This window comes from Marivivens donghaensis, from assembly GCF_030410045.1.
GTDB classification, from domain to species: Bacteria; Pseudomonadota; Alphaproteobacteria; order Rhodobacterales; family Rhodobacteraceae; genus Marivivens; species Marivivens donghaensis.
The window spans coordinates 369,972-386,676 of the sequence record NZ_JAUFRA010000005.1 but is presented as its reverse complement, the minus strand read 5'-3'; the positions used below and the strand labels follow the sequence as shown (position 1 = coordinate 386,676).

Here is a 16,705-nt window from a genome sequence, read left to right as displayed (position 1 = left end):
TTAGAGCGCAGAGCTAGTCTTTGGCGCGCGCTAAACAACCTTTCCCGTTGACCGATGGCGCAGAACCGCATAGCGACGACGCCGCGCGGATGGCTGGATGACCGCGGGCCTTTGGGTCCGAGGAAAGTCCGGACACCAGAAGGCACGGTGCCGGGTAACGCCCGGCGGGGGTAACCCCAGGGAAAGCGCCACAGAGAACAGACTACCCTGCATGCAGGGAAAAGGTGAAACGGTGGGGTAAGAGCCCACCGCGGGACTGGCAACAGGACCGGCACGGCAAGCCCCACCGGGTGCAATGCCAAATAGGGACCTCGCGCCTCTTATGGGGCAGGGACGCCTAACCCCGAGAGGTCCGGGTTGGCAGCTAGAGGCGGTCTGGTAACAGATCGTCTAGATGAATGGTCATCCAGAGGGGAAACCCTTGGACAAAATCCGGCTTATAGGCCGTCCGCGCATAATCTTTACGTTTCCCATTACAATTGCGGTTGACTCGGGGGCGGGCGGCTGTAAAAGGCGGGCTTCATACGAATTCACGCGATGTGCCGTTCTAATAACGGCCCGCGATCAGGAGAGATGAGACATGGCGAAGCCGACCACTATCAAAATCCGCCTGAACTCCACCGCGGGTACTGGCCACTTCTACGTTACTAAGAAAAACGCACGCACAATGACCGAGAAAATGGTTGTCCGTAAGTACGACCCGGTTGTTCGCAAGCACGTCGAATACAAAGAAGGTAAGATTAAGTAATCTTACCCTTTGTCTAATCGACATCGATTGTAGGCCGCGCGACACCAGCGCGGCCTTTTTCGTTGTATCGTTCTATTATGGGTATTGTCCGTGAATCGGTCCTATCGGACCTCGCCGCGATCACGCAGCTTTGTAATCGTAGCTTTAATCTTCTTCTGACGGACGATTATGCGCCGTCCCTTATCGAACAGGCTGTGCCCTATATGGCGAGGCCGCCCGTCGATCTGATCATCCGCGGACAGTATTACGTTTACGAACAGGATGGTGCGATCTACGCCGCTGGCGGGTGGTCGCGTGAAGGGCCTGATACGTCAAAGATGCCCAAAGGCTATGGCACCGTCAGGATGCTTGTCGCTGATCCAGACCACGTGCGGCACGGCTGTGCCTCTGAAGTGTTCAACCAGATCATAGCGGCAAGCAGGCTTGCAGGCCTCAAGGGGCTCTACGGGCCTGCTACGCGCAACTCTGTCGGGTTCTTCCGGAACAAAGGTTTTGTTCTTTCAGGCGACGATATGCTCGACCTCAGTGGGGATGGATCGATTCTGTTTCCCGTGATTTGGCTGAAGCTTGATTTTTAGCCCGCGATGTTTTTGAGGATCGCCAGCGCCTCTGCATGGATCTCTGCATTTGCCGCAGCAATCACACGGCCGCCGTTATGCGCAGGGTTGCCCTGCCAATCGGTGACAACGCCACCAGCGGCTTGAATCACGGCGATAGGCGCTTGGATGTCATAGGGCTGTAGGCCCGCCTCAATCACCAGATCAATCTGACCTGCGGCGAGCAGAGCGTAAGCATAGCAATCGCAGCCATAGCGGACCAATCGCGCCTTTGATGCGACAGCGGTGAACCCGTCGCGCTCGTCAGTGCTGCCAACCTCTGGGAAGGTGGTAAAGACGATCGCCTCTGCCAGCGGACGGGCAGAGCGGGTCGACAGTGCAGAGGTGCCCATAGGGCCTGTCACTTCGGCCAGTGTCGGTGCACCGATAAAACGCTCGCCGATATAGGGCTGATCGATCACGCCAACCACAGGGCCGCTCTCCGGTCCCACGGCGATCAAAACGCCCCACGTCGGCGTGCCTGACAAATAGCCCCGCGTGCCGTCAATCGGATCCAGAACCCAAGTCAGCCCCGTGGTGCCGTCCTTTTTGCCGTATTCCTCGCCAAAGATCGCATCATCGGGGCGTTCGCGTGCCAATACATCGCGCATTGCACGTTCTGCGGCGCGGTCGCCTTCGGTCACGGGATCAAAATCGGCGGGACGTTTGTTGTCGGCATCCAGCCCTGCGCTGCGGAAGTATCGCAGGGTTTCGGGACGCGCAGCATCGGCAAGCAAATGGGCGACCCTGATAAGATCGCCCATAGTAGCTGTATCAATAGTATTCGACATGACGCGTCCCCTTTGTTCCGCTGCTGCGGTAACGCGGGGTGCGCCTATCGGTCAAGTGCTCAGGCGGCAGCGTCGCTCAGGACGCGGGCCAGATCGAACAAACGACGGCGCTGTGCTTCGGGAATCGCATAGTACGACCGCAGAAGTTCCAATGCTTCTTTGTCCGATAGAATGTCGTTGGGCATGTTGCCTTCAGAGACCGGAGCATTGCTTTCCAGACCTTCAAAGAAGAACGACACATCGACGCCCAGCGCATGGGCGATGTCCCAAAGACGGGATGCGGAAACGCGGTTCATACCGGTTTCGTACTTCTGGATCTGCTGGAACTTGATGCCGACTTTTTCGGCAAGCTGCTGCTGCGTGGTGCCGATCATCCAACGACGATGCCGGACGCGTTTACCGACATGGATATCAACGGGATGGCTCATAGGGTTTCCTCTCGGGTTTTCGCCTAGCACTCACACTTCGCACTGTTGCCCCATCAACAGTCGAAGGCCGTTTTCGTGCGCGACGATTTTTTGTTTTGACGCCTGATAGTAAACACGTAACGGTTGCGTTTTGAACCTGACCTTTAGGACAGGTTGTATCGCTCTTTCGCTCAGTGACTGTGCGATAGTCCACACCAACGCACATGTTGGCGAGAAGGATTTGATCCTTTAGGCTATGGAAAAAGCCGTTAACTTCAAGGAGTCCCGCCGTATGAAAGCCTTTCAAGTCGTCGATTTTGACAGCCCCGCCCAGTTGGTCGAGATCGACGTGCCGCAACCAGCGGCTGGAGAGGTCTCTTTGCGGATAGAAGCCTGTGGGTTGAATTTCGCCGACATGCTCATGACCAAGGGCAAATATCAGGACACGCCAAAACCGCCGTTCACTCTGGGGCTTGAGGTCTGCGGTGTGGTGACGGCGCAGGGTGAGGGTGTCACCTGGCCAGAGGTCGGCCAACGCGTGGCCGTCTTTGGCGGGCAGGGCGGTCTGGCGGAACACGGCGTATTTCCTGCGGGCCGTTGTATCGCCGTGCCCGATGCGATGCCCTCGGAACAGGCGGCAGGATTCATGGTCGCCTATGGCACCTCGCACCTCGCGCTCACGCGGCGGGGACGGCTAAAGGCGGGTGAGACGCTCGTTGTCTTGGGCGCTGCAGGGGGCGTCGGTCTAACGGCGGTCGAAATTGGCAAACAACTCGGTGCGCGGGTGATTGCTGTGGCGCGTGGGGCCGATAAGCTGGCGGTGGCAAAGGCGGCGGGCGCGGATCACCTGATCGACGCGGACGCCGATCTGGCGGCAGAGCTAAAGGCGCTGGGCGGTATTGATGTGGCCTATGACGCGGTTGGGGGCGAAAGCTTTACCGCCGCGCTCAAGGCCGCCAAGCGCGAGGCTCGTCTCTTGGCGATCGGATTCGCCAGTGGGGACGTGCCGCAAGTGCCCGCCAATCACCTCTTGGTCAAAAACGTCGATGTGATTGGCGTCTATTGGGGTGGCTATCTGAAATTTGCGCCTGAGGCTCTGACCGAAAGCCTCGCCGAGTTGCTCGACTGGTATGCGCAGGGGCGGCTAAAGCCACATGTGAGCCATGTCCTCCCCCTCGATCAAGCGGCGGAGGGGATAGACCTGCTCGCCTCTCGCAAATCGACAGGCAAGGTCGTGATTACGCCGTGACGCTGTAGGCCTTGGTCAGAAGGTCCGCGAGGCTGGGGATCACTGGCGAATTGCGACCCTTTTGAATGTAGAGGTTGATGTTCGTCACAGGCAGATCGGGCAGGGCGCCATTGTGGTCGATCTCTGCCAGTTGCGGCGGCTCCGTCCCTTTGAGCATCGTATGAATGGCGAGGTCGGCGGCGACCGTCGCCTCTGCGGTCCGCGTAGAATCTGTGTCGAGTGCCATCTGCCAAGGTAGGTTTGCCTCGTCCAAACTGCGCTGGGCGATTTGGCGGAAAATGCAATGGGCCTCGTGTGCCAACCGTAGTGGTCGATTGCGATAGGCAGTCCCCTCGGGCGCGCCAATCCAGACCAGAGGCACTGACCGCAACAGCGTTGCATCTTCGGGCGTTCCGTATTCGGTGGTCAACAGCACGTCGATCTCGTGCCGTTCGAACTGCTCTTTCATCTGTTTTGTGTAGGACGAAATCAGTCGCACCTGCATCCGTGGGAAATCCATCGAAAACTGGCGCAGAACAGGCGGTAGCACAGGGTAGACGATATCATGCGGCACGCCCAAGGTGATCTCTCCCTCGTAGCTATCAGCCGTCAAACGGCCCAAGGCTTCGTCATTCAGGTCGAGCATCTTTCGCGCATAGCCGAGCAGTTGTTCGCCTTCGGAGGTCGGGCGAATGGTGCGCTCTGACCGATCCAAGAGCGAGAGGCCCAGATTTTCCTCAAGCCGTTTGAGCTGCATCGACACGGCCGATTGCGTCAGGTTCAGCAGGGTCGCCGCACGGGTCACACCGCCTGTTTCTGCAACGGTGGCAAAGGCGCGTAGGGCAGTCAGGTCGAGATTTCGGGCCATGATCACAATCCGTGATGATTTGCTTCAAATACATTCATTTTCATTATGCAATTCTGGCGTGCAGTATCAAGGAAAATGATAAACCCCATGTTTGTATCACGAAAGGAAATGACATGTCTGACCTGTGCTGTAACCCCGCCCTCGCAGATAACCGCCCTGCCTTCCGTCGGTTCTGGAGCGCGATCCTCCATGCCATTGGTCTGCGACGGAGTCGTCGCCAGCTCAGTGCTCTCGATGATCATATGCTGGCCGATATTGGTGTGACGCGTCAGGACGCGATGGCCGAAGCAGAGCGCTCCGTTTGGGACGCGCAAGATCATTGGACACGTTCGACATTTTGATCGGGCATAAAGCCTTGAATCCTCGCACCTCCATGCCAATATGGATACCAAAGCCCCATTGGGGCACCACCACAGCTACTCTTGGAGGATTTTATGGCTGATTTCCGCACGATGCGCGCCAATGCCGGTGTCCGCACCGCTGCCATTGACGAGGGTCTTCGTACCCACATGAACAAAGTCTATGCGACGATGTCTGTCGGCACCCTGCTGACCTTTATCGTTGCTTGGGCCTTCGGGACGAGCGATGCGCTCTTCTCGATCCTGCGTGACCCGCGGACCCTGCAGCCCAACATTCTGGGCTGGATCGTTATGTTCGCGCCGCTGGGCATGGTGTTCTTCTTTGGCGCTGCGTTGAATCGCCTGTCGGCTGCGGGTGCGCAGCTTTACTTCTACGCCTACGCATCCGTCATGGGCCTGTCGATGTCGTGGATCTTTATGGCCTTCACAGGCGTATCGATCGCGCAGGTTTTCTTGATCACGTCGATCGCCTTTGCGGGTCTGTCGCTGGTTGGTTACACCACCAAAAAAGACCTGAGCGGTATGGGCTCGTTCCTTGTGATGGGTGTGATCGGCCTTTTGGTCGCGATGATCGTCAATATGTTCCTGCAGTCGCCTGCGATTGCATACGCAGTGTCGATCCTCGGCGTTCTGATCTTTGCTGGTCTGACTGCATATGACACCCAGAAGATTAAAAACGATTACATCCAGCACGCGTATGCGATGGATCAGGAATGGCTAGGGAAAGCCGCTATCATGGGTGCGCTGAACCTCTATCTCGACTTCATCAACATGTTCATGTTCTTGCTGCAACTTTTCGGCAATCGCGATTAATCGCACCTGAACACAAAACACTCAAAGGCCGCCTCAGGGCGGCCTTTTCGTTTGGATAGGTCCCACGATCATTTGGTTAAACGTGGTGCAAATTCAGGTTGAAGAGTCGTTGATGGTAACAGATCACCAGTCAAGGGCTCGCGCGGCACGATGTTTTACAGAATTTATGCCATCAAATTTGGGTCCCAGCCGACGTCAAAACTCGCGGCTGCGTTCTTTACAGAATCCTTGGAAAAAGACGGTGATCGTCTACCAATCCTGACCGCAGAAATCCTCTTTGACGCAGAAGGCAGCATTATTCTCCAAGTTCGCTGCGCCTCGGTGAATGACATGAACAAGTTCACCCGCTATGGCGACGCGCTGATTGAACAACTGAGGCACAGCTTTACCTGCAAGGTCGAAAAATACTCGACGATCTCAGTGTTCAAATATGAACGCCAGAACGCGCCCGTTGCTCTTTAAGACTGACGGGTCTGCCAAAGCACTGTAGACTAAGGCGGACACTCCAGACGGGACAAACATGACACAAACACTGATCAAAGGCGCAACCATCCTGACGATGGATGATGATGCGCGTGAATTTACGGGCGATGTTTTGATCGATGGCGGTGTGATCACCGCAGTTGGTCCCGATCTGCCGCAAGGGGACGCAAAGGTCGTCCATGCAGAGGGATGCCTTCTGACGCCCGGTTTGGTGAACACGCACCACCACCTTTATCAAACGCTGACCCGCGCAGTGCCTGGTGGACAGGATGCGTTGCTCTTTGGGTGGCTGAAAACGCTCTATCCGATTTGGTCGCGGTTCGGCCCAGAGGAAATGTATGTTTCGGCCTCTATTGGCCTTGCGGAACTGGCGCTCTCGGGCTGCACGCTGACCTCGGATCACCTCTATCTTTATCCGAACGGGTCGCGGTTGGATGACACCATCGCAGCGGCCCAAGACATCGGGATGCGGTTCCACCCGACACGTGGTGCGATGAGCATTGGCGAAAGCAACGGTGGCCTGCCGCCCGATAGCCTTGTGGAACAAGAACCCGCGATCCTAGAGGACTGCATTCGCGTTGTGGACGCCTTTCATGATGCCCGCGACGGGGCGATGGTTCGTGTGGGGATTGCACCCTGTTCGCCGTTCTCGGTGACGCGTGATCTGATGCGGGACGCGGCGATCCTTGCGCGGGATAAGGGCGTGATGCTGCACACGCACCTTGCCGAAAATGATGAGGACATTGCCTATAGCCTCGAAATGTTTGGCTGCCGTCCGGGGCAATATGCCGAAGACCTCGGCTGGACCGGATCGGACGTATGGCACGCGCATTGTGTGAAGCTCGACGGGTCCGAAATTGATATGTTCGCCCGTTCACGCACAGGCGTCGCCCATTGCCCCTGTTCTAACTGTCGCCTTGGGTCTGGGATCGCACCGCTCCGCGATATGCGGGACGCGGGCGTGCCTGTCGGTCTTGGCGTTGATGGATCGGCGAGCAACGATGCGGGCAATCTGATTGCCGAGGCGCGTCAGGCGATGCTCCTCCAACGAGTTGCACGCGGGGCAGACGCTATGTCATCGCGCGAGGCGCTGTGGATCGCGACACGCGGCGGTGCAGAGGTTCTGGGCCGTCACGACTGCGGTCAAATCGCGGTTGGTAAACGGGCCGACATTGCGATCTGGGACATGAACGGGATTGAGGCCGCAGGCAGCTGGGATAAGGCTGCGATTTTGCTTGCAGGGCCAACTCGTGTTAAGGAACTCTTTGTAGAAGGGCGTCAGATTGTTCAGGGCGGCCATTTGGTGTCGATTGACCTTGAGCAGATGATCGGACGGCAAAACCGTTTGGCAAAGGCGCTTATACAATAAACGAAACGGCTTTGGGGGCATTGCCATGCGTTACACATTACTCACCGCTGCATCGATTGCCGCATTGTCTGGCTGCGTCGTGGTGCCGATCCCGCTCGGCCCTGCGACACCTGACATGAGCAGTATCACCATCACCCCCGCGACCACGGGCTTTGGCAAAATGCTGGTGGATTTTCGGGCACAGAACGGGCTGGGTCCGGTTGAGGAAAACGCGGTACTGACAGCGACGGCCAATGCCTATGCGCGCACCTTGGTCGAGGCGGGTTCGCACGAACACCGTGGGCCAGATGGGTCTATGCCTTGGGATCGCGCCAAAGCGCAGGGCTATTGTTCCGGCTATGTCGCTGAAAACATCGCATGGGGCCAGCGGTCCGAGGCCGAGGTGTTCAACGCGTGGCTCTCATCGCCAGGGCATCGGGCGAATATGCTGCTCGACGGGATCGCGCGGTTTGGCCTTGGTCGGTATCAGAACGAATGGGTTCTGGTGCTTGGTGGGCCGTGTTAAACGGCCCGACCTGCCACCCAAACATCGCGAATGGCCCGATCATCACCCATCATGATGGTCGGGAAAAGTGCGTCCCAAATGTCATTTGCGCGGGCGCTGCGCTGCGTAATCACAGGGGTTGAGGCTAAATCAATCACCGTGATGTCAGCTTTTGCGCCAATGCCCAAATGACCGATTTGCCCCGACATATGCAGGGCTGAGGCGGACCCCTCGGTTGCAAGCCACATCAACTGGCTAGGATGCACGGCAACTCCGCGCAATTGGGCAATCTCATAGGCCGTAGCCATCGTGCGCAGCATTGAGAAATTCGACCCGCCGCCTGTGTCCGTGGCAAGTCCAATACGGATCGTCGATTGCGCAAGGCCCATTAGGTCGAACAGGCCAGACCCGATAAAGGTGTTGGATGTCGGACAATGCACTACTGAGGCGCCGACCTCGGACAAACGGGCAATCTCACGCTCAGTCAGGTGGATCGCGTGACCATAAAGGCCACCTTTGCCCAGCAGTCCGAACCGTTCGTAGGTGTCCAGATAATCGCGGCATTCAGGAAAGAGCGATTTCACCCACTCAATCTCGGGGAGCTGTTCGCTCAGGTGTGTTTGCATCAGGCAATCAGGGTGTTTGGCCCACAGGGCACCCAGCGCCTCTAGCTGTTCAGGGGTCGAGGTTGGCGAAAACCGTGGCGTGATCGCATAGGTGTTGCGCCCGACGCCGTGCCATTTTTCCAGCAATCGCTTGCTGTCGTCATAAGCGGACTGCGCCGTATCGCGCAGCGTGTCTGGTGCGTTGCGGTCCATGCAGGTCTTGCCCGCAACAACCGCCATCCCGCGTGCCGTCGCCGCCCCGAAAAACGCATCCACCGATTCTGGATGGATGGTGCAAAAGCTCGTCAGGGTCGTCGTCCCATGCGCCAAGGCGAGGTCGAGCGTCCGTCCCGCGACCTCCTCTGCATAAGCCAAATCATGGAACCGCGATTCTTCAGGGAAGGTGTAAGTGTTCAGCCAATCAATCAGCTGTTTGCCCCAAGACGCGATAATGCCCGTTTGGGGGTAGTGCATATGGGCATCAACAAAACCTGCGGTGATCAACGCATCGCCATAATCAGTCACGGGCACGTCGGGATGGGCGCAGCGCAGGTCATCTGCTTCGCCCACGGCAGCGATTGTATCGCCGTCGATCAGCACCGCTCCGCGAGAAGAATGATGGCTAACTTCTTCCCACGCTGAGGAAAAAGGATTGCCCGAATAGGAGAGCGTTTGCCCGATGAGGAGATGTTTTGTCATACTGTCATGCTAATCTGATCAAACCTTTGCGTAAATCGCAGAAAAGCAGCCTCTATGTGTTGTGACCGCACGGCAAATACGTATTTTGGGGGCAACAAACGGGGGCGTTATGGCCGAGCTGATCGAAGACCACGAAGAAGAGGCATTTGGTGTCACAGAAAGTCTCGTTGACGGGGTTCTTGAGGCTGTTGATGCGGGCGATGCCGAGCAGGTCGATTTCCTGCTCGATCCCTTGCACCCTGCGGACATCGCCCATGTGATCGAGCAGATCTCGCCGCGCGAACGGCGGGACCTGCTGGATGTCTGGAAGGGCGGGATGGATGGGGAAATCCTGTCCGAACTTGACGAAGGTATCCGCGAAGAGATCATCGAAAGCCTCGCGCCTGCGGAATTGGCTGAAGCTTTCCGTGAACTCGAATCCGATGACGTTGTTGACCTTGTTGAATACCTCGATGAGGACCAACAAGAAGCGGTTCTGGATGTTCTTGAGGGACCAGAACGGGTCGTTGTCGAAAAGGCGCTCGCTTATCCCGAAGAATCCGCTGGCCGCCACATGCAGGTGGAGATCGTCCGTGCGCCCGAACATTGGACGGTTGGTGAAACGATTGATTTCATGCGGTCGGGTATCGATCTGCCGGATCAGTTTTACCATGTCGTGTTGGTTGATCCCAAGATCAAACCCGTGGCCTATGCGACCCTTGGCCGTATCCTGTCTTCTCCCCGCAGCGCCAAGCTGCGTGACATTTGCGAGGAAAGTTTCCGCGTCTTTGACGTGAACGATACGGCGGCGGATGTGGCCCATGCGTTCAACCACTACCACCTCATTTCGGCGCCTGTCGTGGACGAAGATGACCGTCTCGTCGGTGTGATTACCATCGACGACGCGATGACCCTTCTGGACGAAGAACACGAAGAAGACATCCTGCGTCTTGCGGGTGTGGGCGAAGGTAGCCTGTCGGACAGCGTGCTCGAGACCACGCGCCAGCGCCTTCCGTGGCTCGGCGTGAACCTCGTGACGGCGATCCTCGCATCCATGGTGATCAGCCTGTTTGAGACGACGATTTCGGGGCTCGTGGCTTTGGCTGTGTTGATGCCGATTGTGGCGTCGATGGGCGGCAATGCGGGCACACAATCGTTGACCGTTGCGGTGCGTGCGATGGCGACACGCGACCTGACAGGATCGAACGTCTGGCGCGTGATCCGCAAAGAGATGATGGTCGGTCTTTTGAACGGATTGGTCTTTGCGGTGCTCATGGGCTTGGTCGGTTACGTCTGGTTCGGCACGCCTATGCTGGGTGTGGTCCTCGCGCTGGCGATGGTTATCAACCTTGTGGTCGCTGGGCTTGCTGGCACGATGGTGCCTGTCGCGCTCGAACGTGCTGGTGTCGACCCTGCACTGGCCTCTGGTGCCTTTGTGACCACGGTGACAGATGTCGTCGGGTTCTTTGCTTTCCTTGGCTTGGCTGGATGGATGCTCCTATGACGCTTGATGAACAGAAGGCTGCGGCCCGCGTTGCCGCCTTTGCCCGCCGCAAAGAGGCTCATCAAGCGGGCATTGGCACATCCGCGCATCTGTCAGAGGTCCTCGCGGGGTATCGTGGCGTGCCGCTCGCGGGTTACATGCCGATGCGGACCGAGATTGATCCGCTGCCCGCAATGGCCGAGGCCGCAGCGCACGGCCCTGTCGGGGTGCCTGTGATCATGGGGGCTGCAACGCCGCTCAAGTTCCGCCAGTGGGAACCAGACTGCGCCCTTATCGCGGGAGAGTTCGGCGCAATGATCCCCGAAAGCGGCGACTGGATCGAGCCAGAGATCCTCATCGTGCCCCTCGTCGCGTTTTCGCGGACAGGCGGTCGTCTGGGGTATGGCGGTGGTTTCTATGATCGCACGCTAGAGCAGCTGCGTGCCAAACGCGCAACGCTGGCGATTGGGTTTGCCTATAGTGCCCAAGAGGATGCCAATATCCCACTCGAACCCGTAGACCAGCCATTGAACCTGATCGTGACCGAAAACGGTGTGATCGAGGTCGGGTAAAGGGCAGGGGGCGCTGCCCCCTCTGGGCCTTTGGCCCATTCACCCCCGGGATATTTGAAGCACAAAGGCAGCGCAGAGAGCGGCGGAGGTTGCGCATTTATTGGCACGGGCCTAGAGGTATTTCATGAAAATACTCTTTCTTGGCGATGTAATGGGTCGTGGCGGACGCGCGGCTGTGGTGGATGCGATCCCGAAAATGCGGGACGCGTGGGGGCTCGATTTCGTTGTGGTGAACGGCGAAAACGCAACGCGCGGCATGGGATTGTCGGGCGAACACGCCAAGATGTTGCTGGACGCGGGCGCAGATGTGATCACCTTGGGCGATCACGCCTTTGACCAAAAGGACATGATGGCCTTTTGCGAGCAAGAGCCGCGGATCATTCGTCCGTTGAATTTCTCCAAGGTGGCACCAGGCAAAGGGGCGCGGGTGTTTACGGCGCGGCGGGGGCAGAAGGTACTTGTGACGCAAGTGCTGGGTCAGGTGTTCATGAAGCGCCCGTTTGATGACCCGTTCTCTGCCGTGGATCAGGTGCTGCGTCAGTTTCCCTTGGGTGGGTTGGTGCAGGCGACCTTGGTGGATGTGCACTGCGAGGCGACATCAGAGAAAATGGCGATGGGTCACTTTTGCGATGGGAAGGCTTCGGTTGTTGTGGGGACGCACACGCACGTGCCGACCGGCGACGCGCAGATTTTGCCAGCGGGCACGGCGTTTCAGTCGGATGCGGGGATGTGCGGCGATTATGACAGCGTGATTGGTATGACCAAGTCGGAACCACTGCGTCGGTTTATCACGGGCATGGCGAAGAACCGTTTTGAACCCGCGATGGGCGATGTGACGGTATCGGGCCTATATGTGGAAACCGATGACCGCACAGGCAAAGCAACCCGCGTGGAAATGGTCCGCCATGGAGGCCGATTGTCACAAAGTGGCCCGTCGCCTTTGAGTTGAGGGGGCTTGCGTCCGAACATGCGGCGCGGCAACTATAGAGTGCCAATAGCTTGGGGAATTTCATGGTCGACCTAATACACCTGTCGCAGACAGGTCAGGCCATCGTCGCGTTGATGATCGTTGTCGGCATGTTCGTCATGTTCCTGCGGGAAACCTACCCGACCGAAGTTGTGGCGATCACAGGCGTTGCGATCATGTTGGCTTTGGGCATTTTGCCCTATGACGTGGCGGTGTCGTCGTTGTCGAACCCTGCACCTTGGACCATTGCGGCGATGTTTATCGTTATGGGAGCGTTGGTGAGGACAGGTGCCCTCGCGCGGATGACGGAATTTGCGCAAGCTCATGCTGAGGAGCGCCCCAAATTGGCGCTGGCGGGGTTGATGGGCTTTGTCATCGTTTCCTCGGCCTTTGTGAATAACACCCCTGTGGTCGTTGTGATGTTGCCCGTTTTTGTGCAGCTGTCGCGGACCTTGGGTGTCTCTGCCTCGAAGTTGCTGATCCCCTTGTCCTATGGCGCGATTGTGGGCGGCACGATGACGCTGATCGGTACATCGACCAACCTGTTGGTGGATGGTGTAGCCCGTCAGTCTGGGATGGAGCCGTTTTCGATCTTTGAAATCACGCCTATTGGTATCGTGATCTCGCTTTGGACGATGGCTTATCTTTTGATTTTCGGGCGTAAGCTGCTGCCTGATCGCACGAGCATGGCTTCGCTTTTGTCAGATCGGTCGCGCATGCGGTTCTTTACCGAAGCGGTCATTCCACCTGAATCGAACCTTATTGGTCGTGAAGTGCTCGACGTTCAGTTGTTCAAACGCGAAGGCGTGCGGTTGATTGACGTAGTGCGTGGCGACCAGTCGCTGCGGCGCGATCTGACAGGGGTGACACTTCAAGTCGGGGACCGCGTTGTGCTGCGGACACCGATGGCAGAGCTGCTGGGCCTCCAGCGGAACAAAGAACTCCGTCGGATGGACCAGTTGTCTGCCATTGAAACCACCACGGTCGAAGTGCTGATTACCCCTGAATCGCGGATGGTTGGGCGCAAGCTGGGCCAGATGCGTTTGCGCCGTCGCTATGGCGTCTATCCGCTTGCTGTGCATCGTCGTGACAAAAACATCGGCAACCAGATCGAAGATTTGATTGTGCGGGTGGGGGATACGCTCCTGTTGGAAGGCGCGCCCGAGGACATTCAGAAACTTGCTGCTGATATGAGCCTTGGCGATGTGTCGAAACCCTCGGTCCGTGCCTATCGTCGTAGCCATGCGCCGATTGCGATTGCTGCGATGTTTGGTGTGGTGATTTTGGCGGCGTTCAATGTGGCGCCGATTTTGTTGTTGGCGATTGTGGCCGTGGCTGTGGTTTTGCTCACGGGCTGTATCGATGCCGAAGAAGCTTTCGAGCATGTGGATGGTAGCCTACTGGCGCTGATCTTTGGGATGCTTGCCGTCGGCGCGGCCTTGGATCATTCGGGGGCTGTGGCGCTGATCGGTAATGGCCTAGCGCCGTTCATGACCGACTTGCCGCCTTATGTGGTGGTCTTTGCAGTCTACACACTGTCGATGGTTCTGACCGAATTGGTGTCGAACAACGCGGTCGGCGTGGTGATGACGCCCATTGCGATAGGGCTTGCCAATGCGATTGGTGTGGACCCTCGGCCCTTGGTCGTCGCGGTCATGGTCGCTGCCTCGGCGAGCTTTTCAACACCCATCGGATACCAGACCAACACGCTCGTTTACGGCCCAGGTGGGTATAAGTTTTCGGACTTCCTAAAGGTCGGCGTACCGCTCAATGCATCGCTTGCGTTCCTATGTTCAGCCATCATCCCGTTGATCTGGCCGCTCTGAGGCTTGCAGCCAGCCGCCCGACTGACATATAGAGACGCGAACTGTCCGATAGACTGAAAAGAGGTCCCCATGGCCGGCCATAGTAAATGGGCTAACATCCAACACCGCAAAGGGCGTCAAGACGCTGCGCGGTCCAAAATGTTCTCCAAATTTTCCAAAGAGATCACCGTAGCCGCAAAGATGGGCGACCCTGATCCCGATAAGAACCCGCGTCTGCGTCTGGCGATCAAAGCTGCGAAATCGCAGTCTATGCCTAAGGACGTGATCGAACGCGCGATTAAGAAATCGCAGATGGGTGACGGCGACGATTACACCGAAATCCGTTACGAAGGCTATGGCCCGAACGGTATCGCGATCATCGTTGAGGCACTGACCGACAACGTGAACCGCACCGCATCGAACGTGCGTTCGACCTTCACCAAAGGTGGTGGAAACCTCGGCACCACGGGTTCGGTTTCCTTCATGTTCGACCGTGTGGGCGAAATCACCTATCCGGCATCCGTTGGCGATGCGGACACCGTGATGATGGCCGCAATCGAAGCGGGCGCTGACGATGTGGAATCCGATGAGGACGGCCACTGGGTCTATTGCGCGATGGAAAACCTCTCTGAGGTGTCCGAAGCTCTCGAAGCCGAACTCGGCGAAGCAACCGAAGCAAAACTGATCTGGAAGCCGCAGAACCGCACCGATGTGGATCTCGAAACCGCTCAGAAGCTGATGAAGCTGATCGACACGCTCGAAGACGACGATGACGTTCAGACCGTCACCGCGAACTTTGACGTGCCAGAGGATGTGGCGGCTCAGCTCGGCTAATCCTTGGGATCATCCCTGATTTACGGCGCCTTCGGGCGCCGTTTTCATTTAGAGCGTTTGTTTCGCCGCCGCGCGGATCGAAGCCGTCAGCCCCGCCAGAGGTTTCGCAACCAGACGGTTAACCTGCCAATGCAGCGGGGTAAGAAGGGGTCGTTCTGGCGATAGATCGACCAGTTTACCCTCTGCGATCAGCCTATCAACCAACGCCGCAGGGTTCATACCCCACCCCATGCCCAAGAGGCTCGCCTCAACAAAGGCGCTCGACGATGGGACAAGGTGAGTGTTCAGCGGCACCCGTTTCCCGACCATCATCTCGACCCAGCGGTTTTGCAGCGCGTCCTTTGCGTTGAAGGTCAGGGCAGGGGCGGTCGCCAGCGCCTCTGCCGTAATGCCGTTCGGAAAATGCTGACGGACAAAGGATGGGCTCGCGGTTGCGCGGTAGGTCAACGCACCGAGGGCAAAGCTATCGCAGCCCTGAACGGGGCCAGCCTCGCCTGTGATGGCAGCAGAAACTTCGCCTTTGCGCAGCCAATCGGCAGAGTGATCCTGATCGTCGATCAAAAGGTCGAACAGTATGGGATGGTCGGCAATAGCGGGCAAAAACCACGTGGCAAGGCTATCCGCATTGACCGCAACCCGCAGCCGCGCAGGGGCCGCCGTTTGCCCGATGTCCGCCGCCAATGCCGTCTCAAGTAGCGTGAGGTCATCATAGTGCCGCGCCAATCGTGCGCCCGTCGGCGTCGCGGTGCAGGGCGTTCCGCGTTGGATCAATGTGGTTCCAATACGGTCCTCAAGTGCCTTGATCCGTTGGGAAATCGCGGATGGCGTGACGCCCAACGCATGGGCCGCCGCGTCAAAGGCTCCAAGTCGGATCACGGCAGAAAGCGCGGAAAGTTGAGCGGGATCATACATTAGAAACTCTAATTCTAACTCAGTTTATTTAATTTGATTAATCCTGTTGTGCCGCGCTAGGTCAACCCCATGGAATATTGGATCGGACTTCGAACAGGTATCGCGCTCATCCTCGTGATCGGGGCGCAGAATGCCTTTGTGCTGCGGCAAGGACTGCGGCGGGAACATGTCTTGGCGGTGGTTGCGACCTGCGCTTTGTCGGATGCTGTGTTGATCGCGGCGGGTGTTGCGGGGATCGGCGCGGCGGTGGATGCCTTGCCGTGGCTGATGCCGCTGCTGCGTTGGGGTGGTGTTGCGTTTCTGGGATGGTATGGCGCACGGTCGTTCCTGTCCGCATGGCGCGGAGGGGCGGTCATGACCGCAGGCGAAGGCGACCGTGTTCCGCTGGTCAAGGTCATGCTGACCTGCCTCGCGTTTACGTGGCTGAACCCGCATGTCTACCTCGACACGGTGGTCCTGATCGGTAGCCTATCGGCGCAGTTCGAAGGCCGCGAATGGGTCTTTGGCGCGGGTGCAATGTCGGGATCTGTGATCTTTTTCACCACGCTTGGCTTTGGTGCGCGGCTACTGGCACCTGTGTTCGAACGGCCCATCGCGTGGCGTATCCTCGATACCTGCGTGGGGCTTTTGATGTGGTCTGTAGCTGCAACTCTGGTCTTCGCTGAAATGTGATCAAATCCACTTGCGGCGGCAAGCGCTCAGG

At 57.8% G+C, this 16,705-nt stretch carries 19 protein-coding genes and 1 other RNA gene; 15 read left to right on the top strand and 5 right to left on the bottom strand.

Annotated features, from left to right (window positions below; all coding sequences use genetic code 11):
• Positions 1-85 precede the first annotated feature (85 nt).
• The 3 genes from rnpB (at position 86) to QWY83_RS07500 (ending at position 1,326) form a co-directional block, all read left to right on the top strand.
• Positions 86-456, top strand: an RNA gene (gene rnpB, locus QWY83_RS07510) — RNase P RNA component class A.
• A 124-nt stretch (positions 457-580) separates the two neighbouring features.
• A complete protein-coding gene (gene rpmG / locus QWY83_RS07505) occupies positions 581-748 on the top strand; it encodes a 50S ribosomal protein L33 (RefSeq protein WP_007814563.1) in 168 nt (55 codons plus the stop codon).
• Positions 749-825: 77 nt separating this feature from the next.
• The gene (locus QWY83_RS07500) at positions 826-1,326 is read left to right on the top strand and encodes a GNAT family N-acetyltransferase (protein WP_249945439.1); all 501 of its coding nucleotides are present in this window, start codon (positions 826-828) and stop codon (positions 1,324-1,326) included.
• On the opposite strand, the gene hisN is transcribed toward QWY83_RS07500, so the two are convergent.
• Positions 1,323-2,135 (bottom strand): histidinol-phosphatase, encoded by an 813-nt coding sequence (gene hisN / locus QWY83_RS07495; RefSeq protein ID WP_249945440.1) that lies wholly within the window; start codon positions 2,133-2,135, stop codon positions 1,323-1,325. The two genes, QWY83_RS07500 and hisN, sit on opposite strands and share 4 nt — an antisense overlap.
• A 59-nt stretch (positions 2,136-2,194) precedes the next feature.
• Positions 2,195-2,563, bottom strand: coding sequence for a helix-turn-helix domain-containing protein (locus QWY83_RS07490; RefSeq protein ID WP_067546062.1), 369 nt, complete (start codon positions 2,561-2,563; stop codon positions 2,195-2,197).
• Between the two features lie 271 nt (positions 2,564-2,834).
• Here QWY83_RS07490 and QWY83_RS07485 point away from each other — a divergent pair, with 271 nt between their 5' ends.
• On the top strand, positions 2,835-3,791 hold the full coding sequence (locus QWY83_RS07485) for an NADPH:quinone oxidoreductase family protein (RefSeq protein WP_249945441.1): 957 nt from the start codon (positions 2,835-2,837) through the stop codon (positions 3,789-3,791).
• Here QWY83_RS07485 and QWY83_RS07480 read toward each other — a convergent pair.
• Entirely contained in the window at positions 3,781-4,638 is an 858-nt protein-coding gene (locus QWY83_RS07480) for a LysR family transcriptional regulator (RefSeq protein ID WP_105234727.1), read from the bottom strand. The genes QWY83_RS07485 and QWY83_RS07480 overlap by 11 nt on opposite strands.
• A 113-nt stretch (positions 4,639-4,751) precedes the next feature.
• On the opposite strand from QWY83_RS07480, the gene QWY83_RS07475 reads away from it, so the two are divergent.
• The 5 genes from QWY83_RS07475 (at position 4,752) to QWY83_RS07455 (ending at position 8,167) form a co-directional block, all read left to right on the top strand.
• On the top strand, positions 4,752-4,979 hold the full coding sequence (locus tag QWY83_RS07475) for a DUF1127 domain-containing protein (RefSeq protein WP_249945442.1): 228 nt from the start codon (positions 4,752-4,754) through the stop codon (positions 4,977-4,979).
• 93 nt (positions 4,980-5,072) lie between these two features.
• Positions 5,073-5,810 (top strand): Bax inhibitor-1/YccA family protein, encoded by a 738-nt coding sequence (locus tag QWY83_RS07470; RefSeq protein WP_105234729.1) that lies wholly within the window; start codon positions 5,073-5,075, stop codon positions 5,808-5,810.
• A gap of 150 nt (positions 5,811-5,960) precedes the next feature.
• On the top strand, positions 5,961-6,272 hold the full coding sequence (locus QWY83_RS07465) for a hypothetical protein (protein ID WP_249945443.1): 312 nt from the start codon (positions 5,961-5,963) through the stop codon (positions 6,270-6,272).
• A 58-nt stretch (positions 6,273-6,330) separates the two neighbouring features.
• Positions 6,331-7,662: an 8-oxoguanine deaminase gene (locus QWY83_RS07460; RefSeq protein WP_249945444.1), complete on the top strand. Its 1,332-nt coding sequence runs from the start codon at positions 6,331-6,333 to the stop codon at positions 7,660-7,662.
• A 25-nt stretch (positions 7,663-7,687) separates the two neighbouring features.
• Complete coding sequence (locus QWY83_RS07455) at positions 7,688-8,167, top strand: CAP domain-containing protein (protein WP_067546051.1); 480 nt, start codon at positions 7,688-7,690, stop codon at positions 8,165-8,167.
• Here QWY83_RS07455 and guaD read toward each other — a convergent pair.
• Positions 8,164-9,450 carry a guanine deaminase gene (guaD, locus tag QWY83_RS07450; RefSeq protein ID WP_249945445.1) on the bottom strand — a complete coding sequence of 429 codons (1,287 nt, stop codon included), beginning with the start codon at positions 9,448-9,450 and terminating at the stop codon, positions 8,164-8,166. The genes QWY83_RS07455 and guaD overlap by 4 nt on opposite strands.
• 109 nt (positions 9,451-9,559) lie before the next feature.
• Here guaD and mgtE point away from each other — a divergent pair, with 109 nt between their 5' ends.
• From mgtE to QWY83_RS07425, 5 genes are all read left to right on the top strand, one after another.
• The gene (gene mgtE, locus QWY83_RS07445; protein ID WP_249945446.1) at positions 9,560-10,933 is read left to right on the top strand and encodes a magnesium transporter; all 1,374 of its coding nucleotides are present in this window, start codon (positions 9,560-9,562) and stop codon (positions 10,931-10,933) included.
• Complete coding sequence (locus QWY83_RS07440) at positions 10,930-11,484, top strand: 5-formyltetrahydrofolate cyclo-ligase (RefSeq protein ID WP_249945447.1); 555 nt, start codon at positions 10,930-10,932, stop codon at positions 11,482-11,484. Before mgtE ends, QWY83_RS07440 begins: the two co-directional genes overlap by 4 nt.
• 124 nt (positions 11,485-11,608) lie before the next feature.
• A complete protein-coding gene (locus QWY83_RS07435) occupies positions 11,609-12,433 on the top strand; it encodes a TIGR00282 family metallophosphoesterase (protein ID WP_249945448.1) in 825 nt (274 codons plus the stop codon).
• A gap of 62 nt (positions 12,434-12,495) precedes the next feature.
• The gene (locus tag QWY83_RS07430; protein WP_105234736.1) at positions 12,496-14,277 is read left to right on the top strand and encodes an SLC13 family permease; all 1,782 of its coding nucleotides are present in this window, start codon (positions 12,496-12,498) and stop codon (positions 14,275-14,277) included.
• Positions 14,278-14,346: 69 nt separating this feature from the next.
• Positions 14,347-15,090: a YebC/PmpR family DNA-binding transcriptional regulator gene (locus QWY83_RS07425; protein ID WP_067546034.1), complete on the top strand. Its 744-nt coding sequence runs from the start codon at positions 14,347-14,349 to the stop codon at positions 15,088-15,090.
• A gap of 48 nt (positions 15,091-15,138) precedes the next feature.
• On the opposite strand, the gene QWY83_RS07420 is transcribed toward QWY83_RS07425, so the two are convergent.
• Positions 15,139-16,002, bottom strand: a complete 864-nt coding sequence (locus QWY83_RS07420) for a LysR family transcriptional regulator ArgP (RefSeq protein ID WP_249945449.1) — start codon at positions 16,000-16,002, stop codon at positions 15,139-15,141.
• A gap of 69 nt (positions 16,003-16,071) precedes the next feature.
• Between QWY83_RS07420 and QWY83_RS07415 the strand changes: the two genes are divergently transcribed.
• A complete protein-coding gene (locus tag QWY83_RS07415; protein WP_249945450.1) occupies positions 16,072-16,674 on the top strand; it encodes a LysE/ArgO family amino acid transporter in 603 nt (200 codons plus the stop codon).
• Positions 16,675-16,705 lie beyond the last annotated feature (31 nt).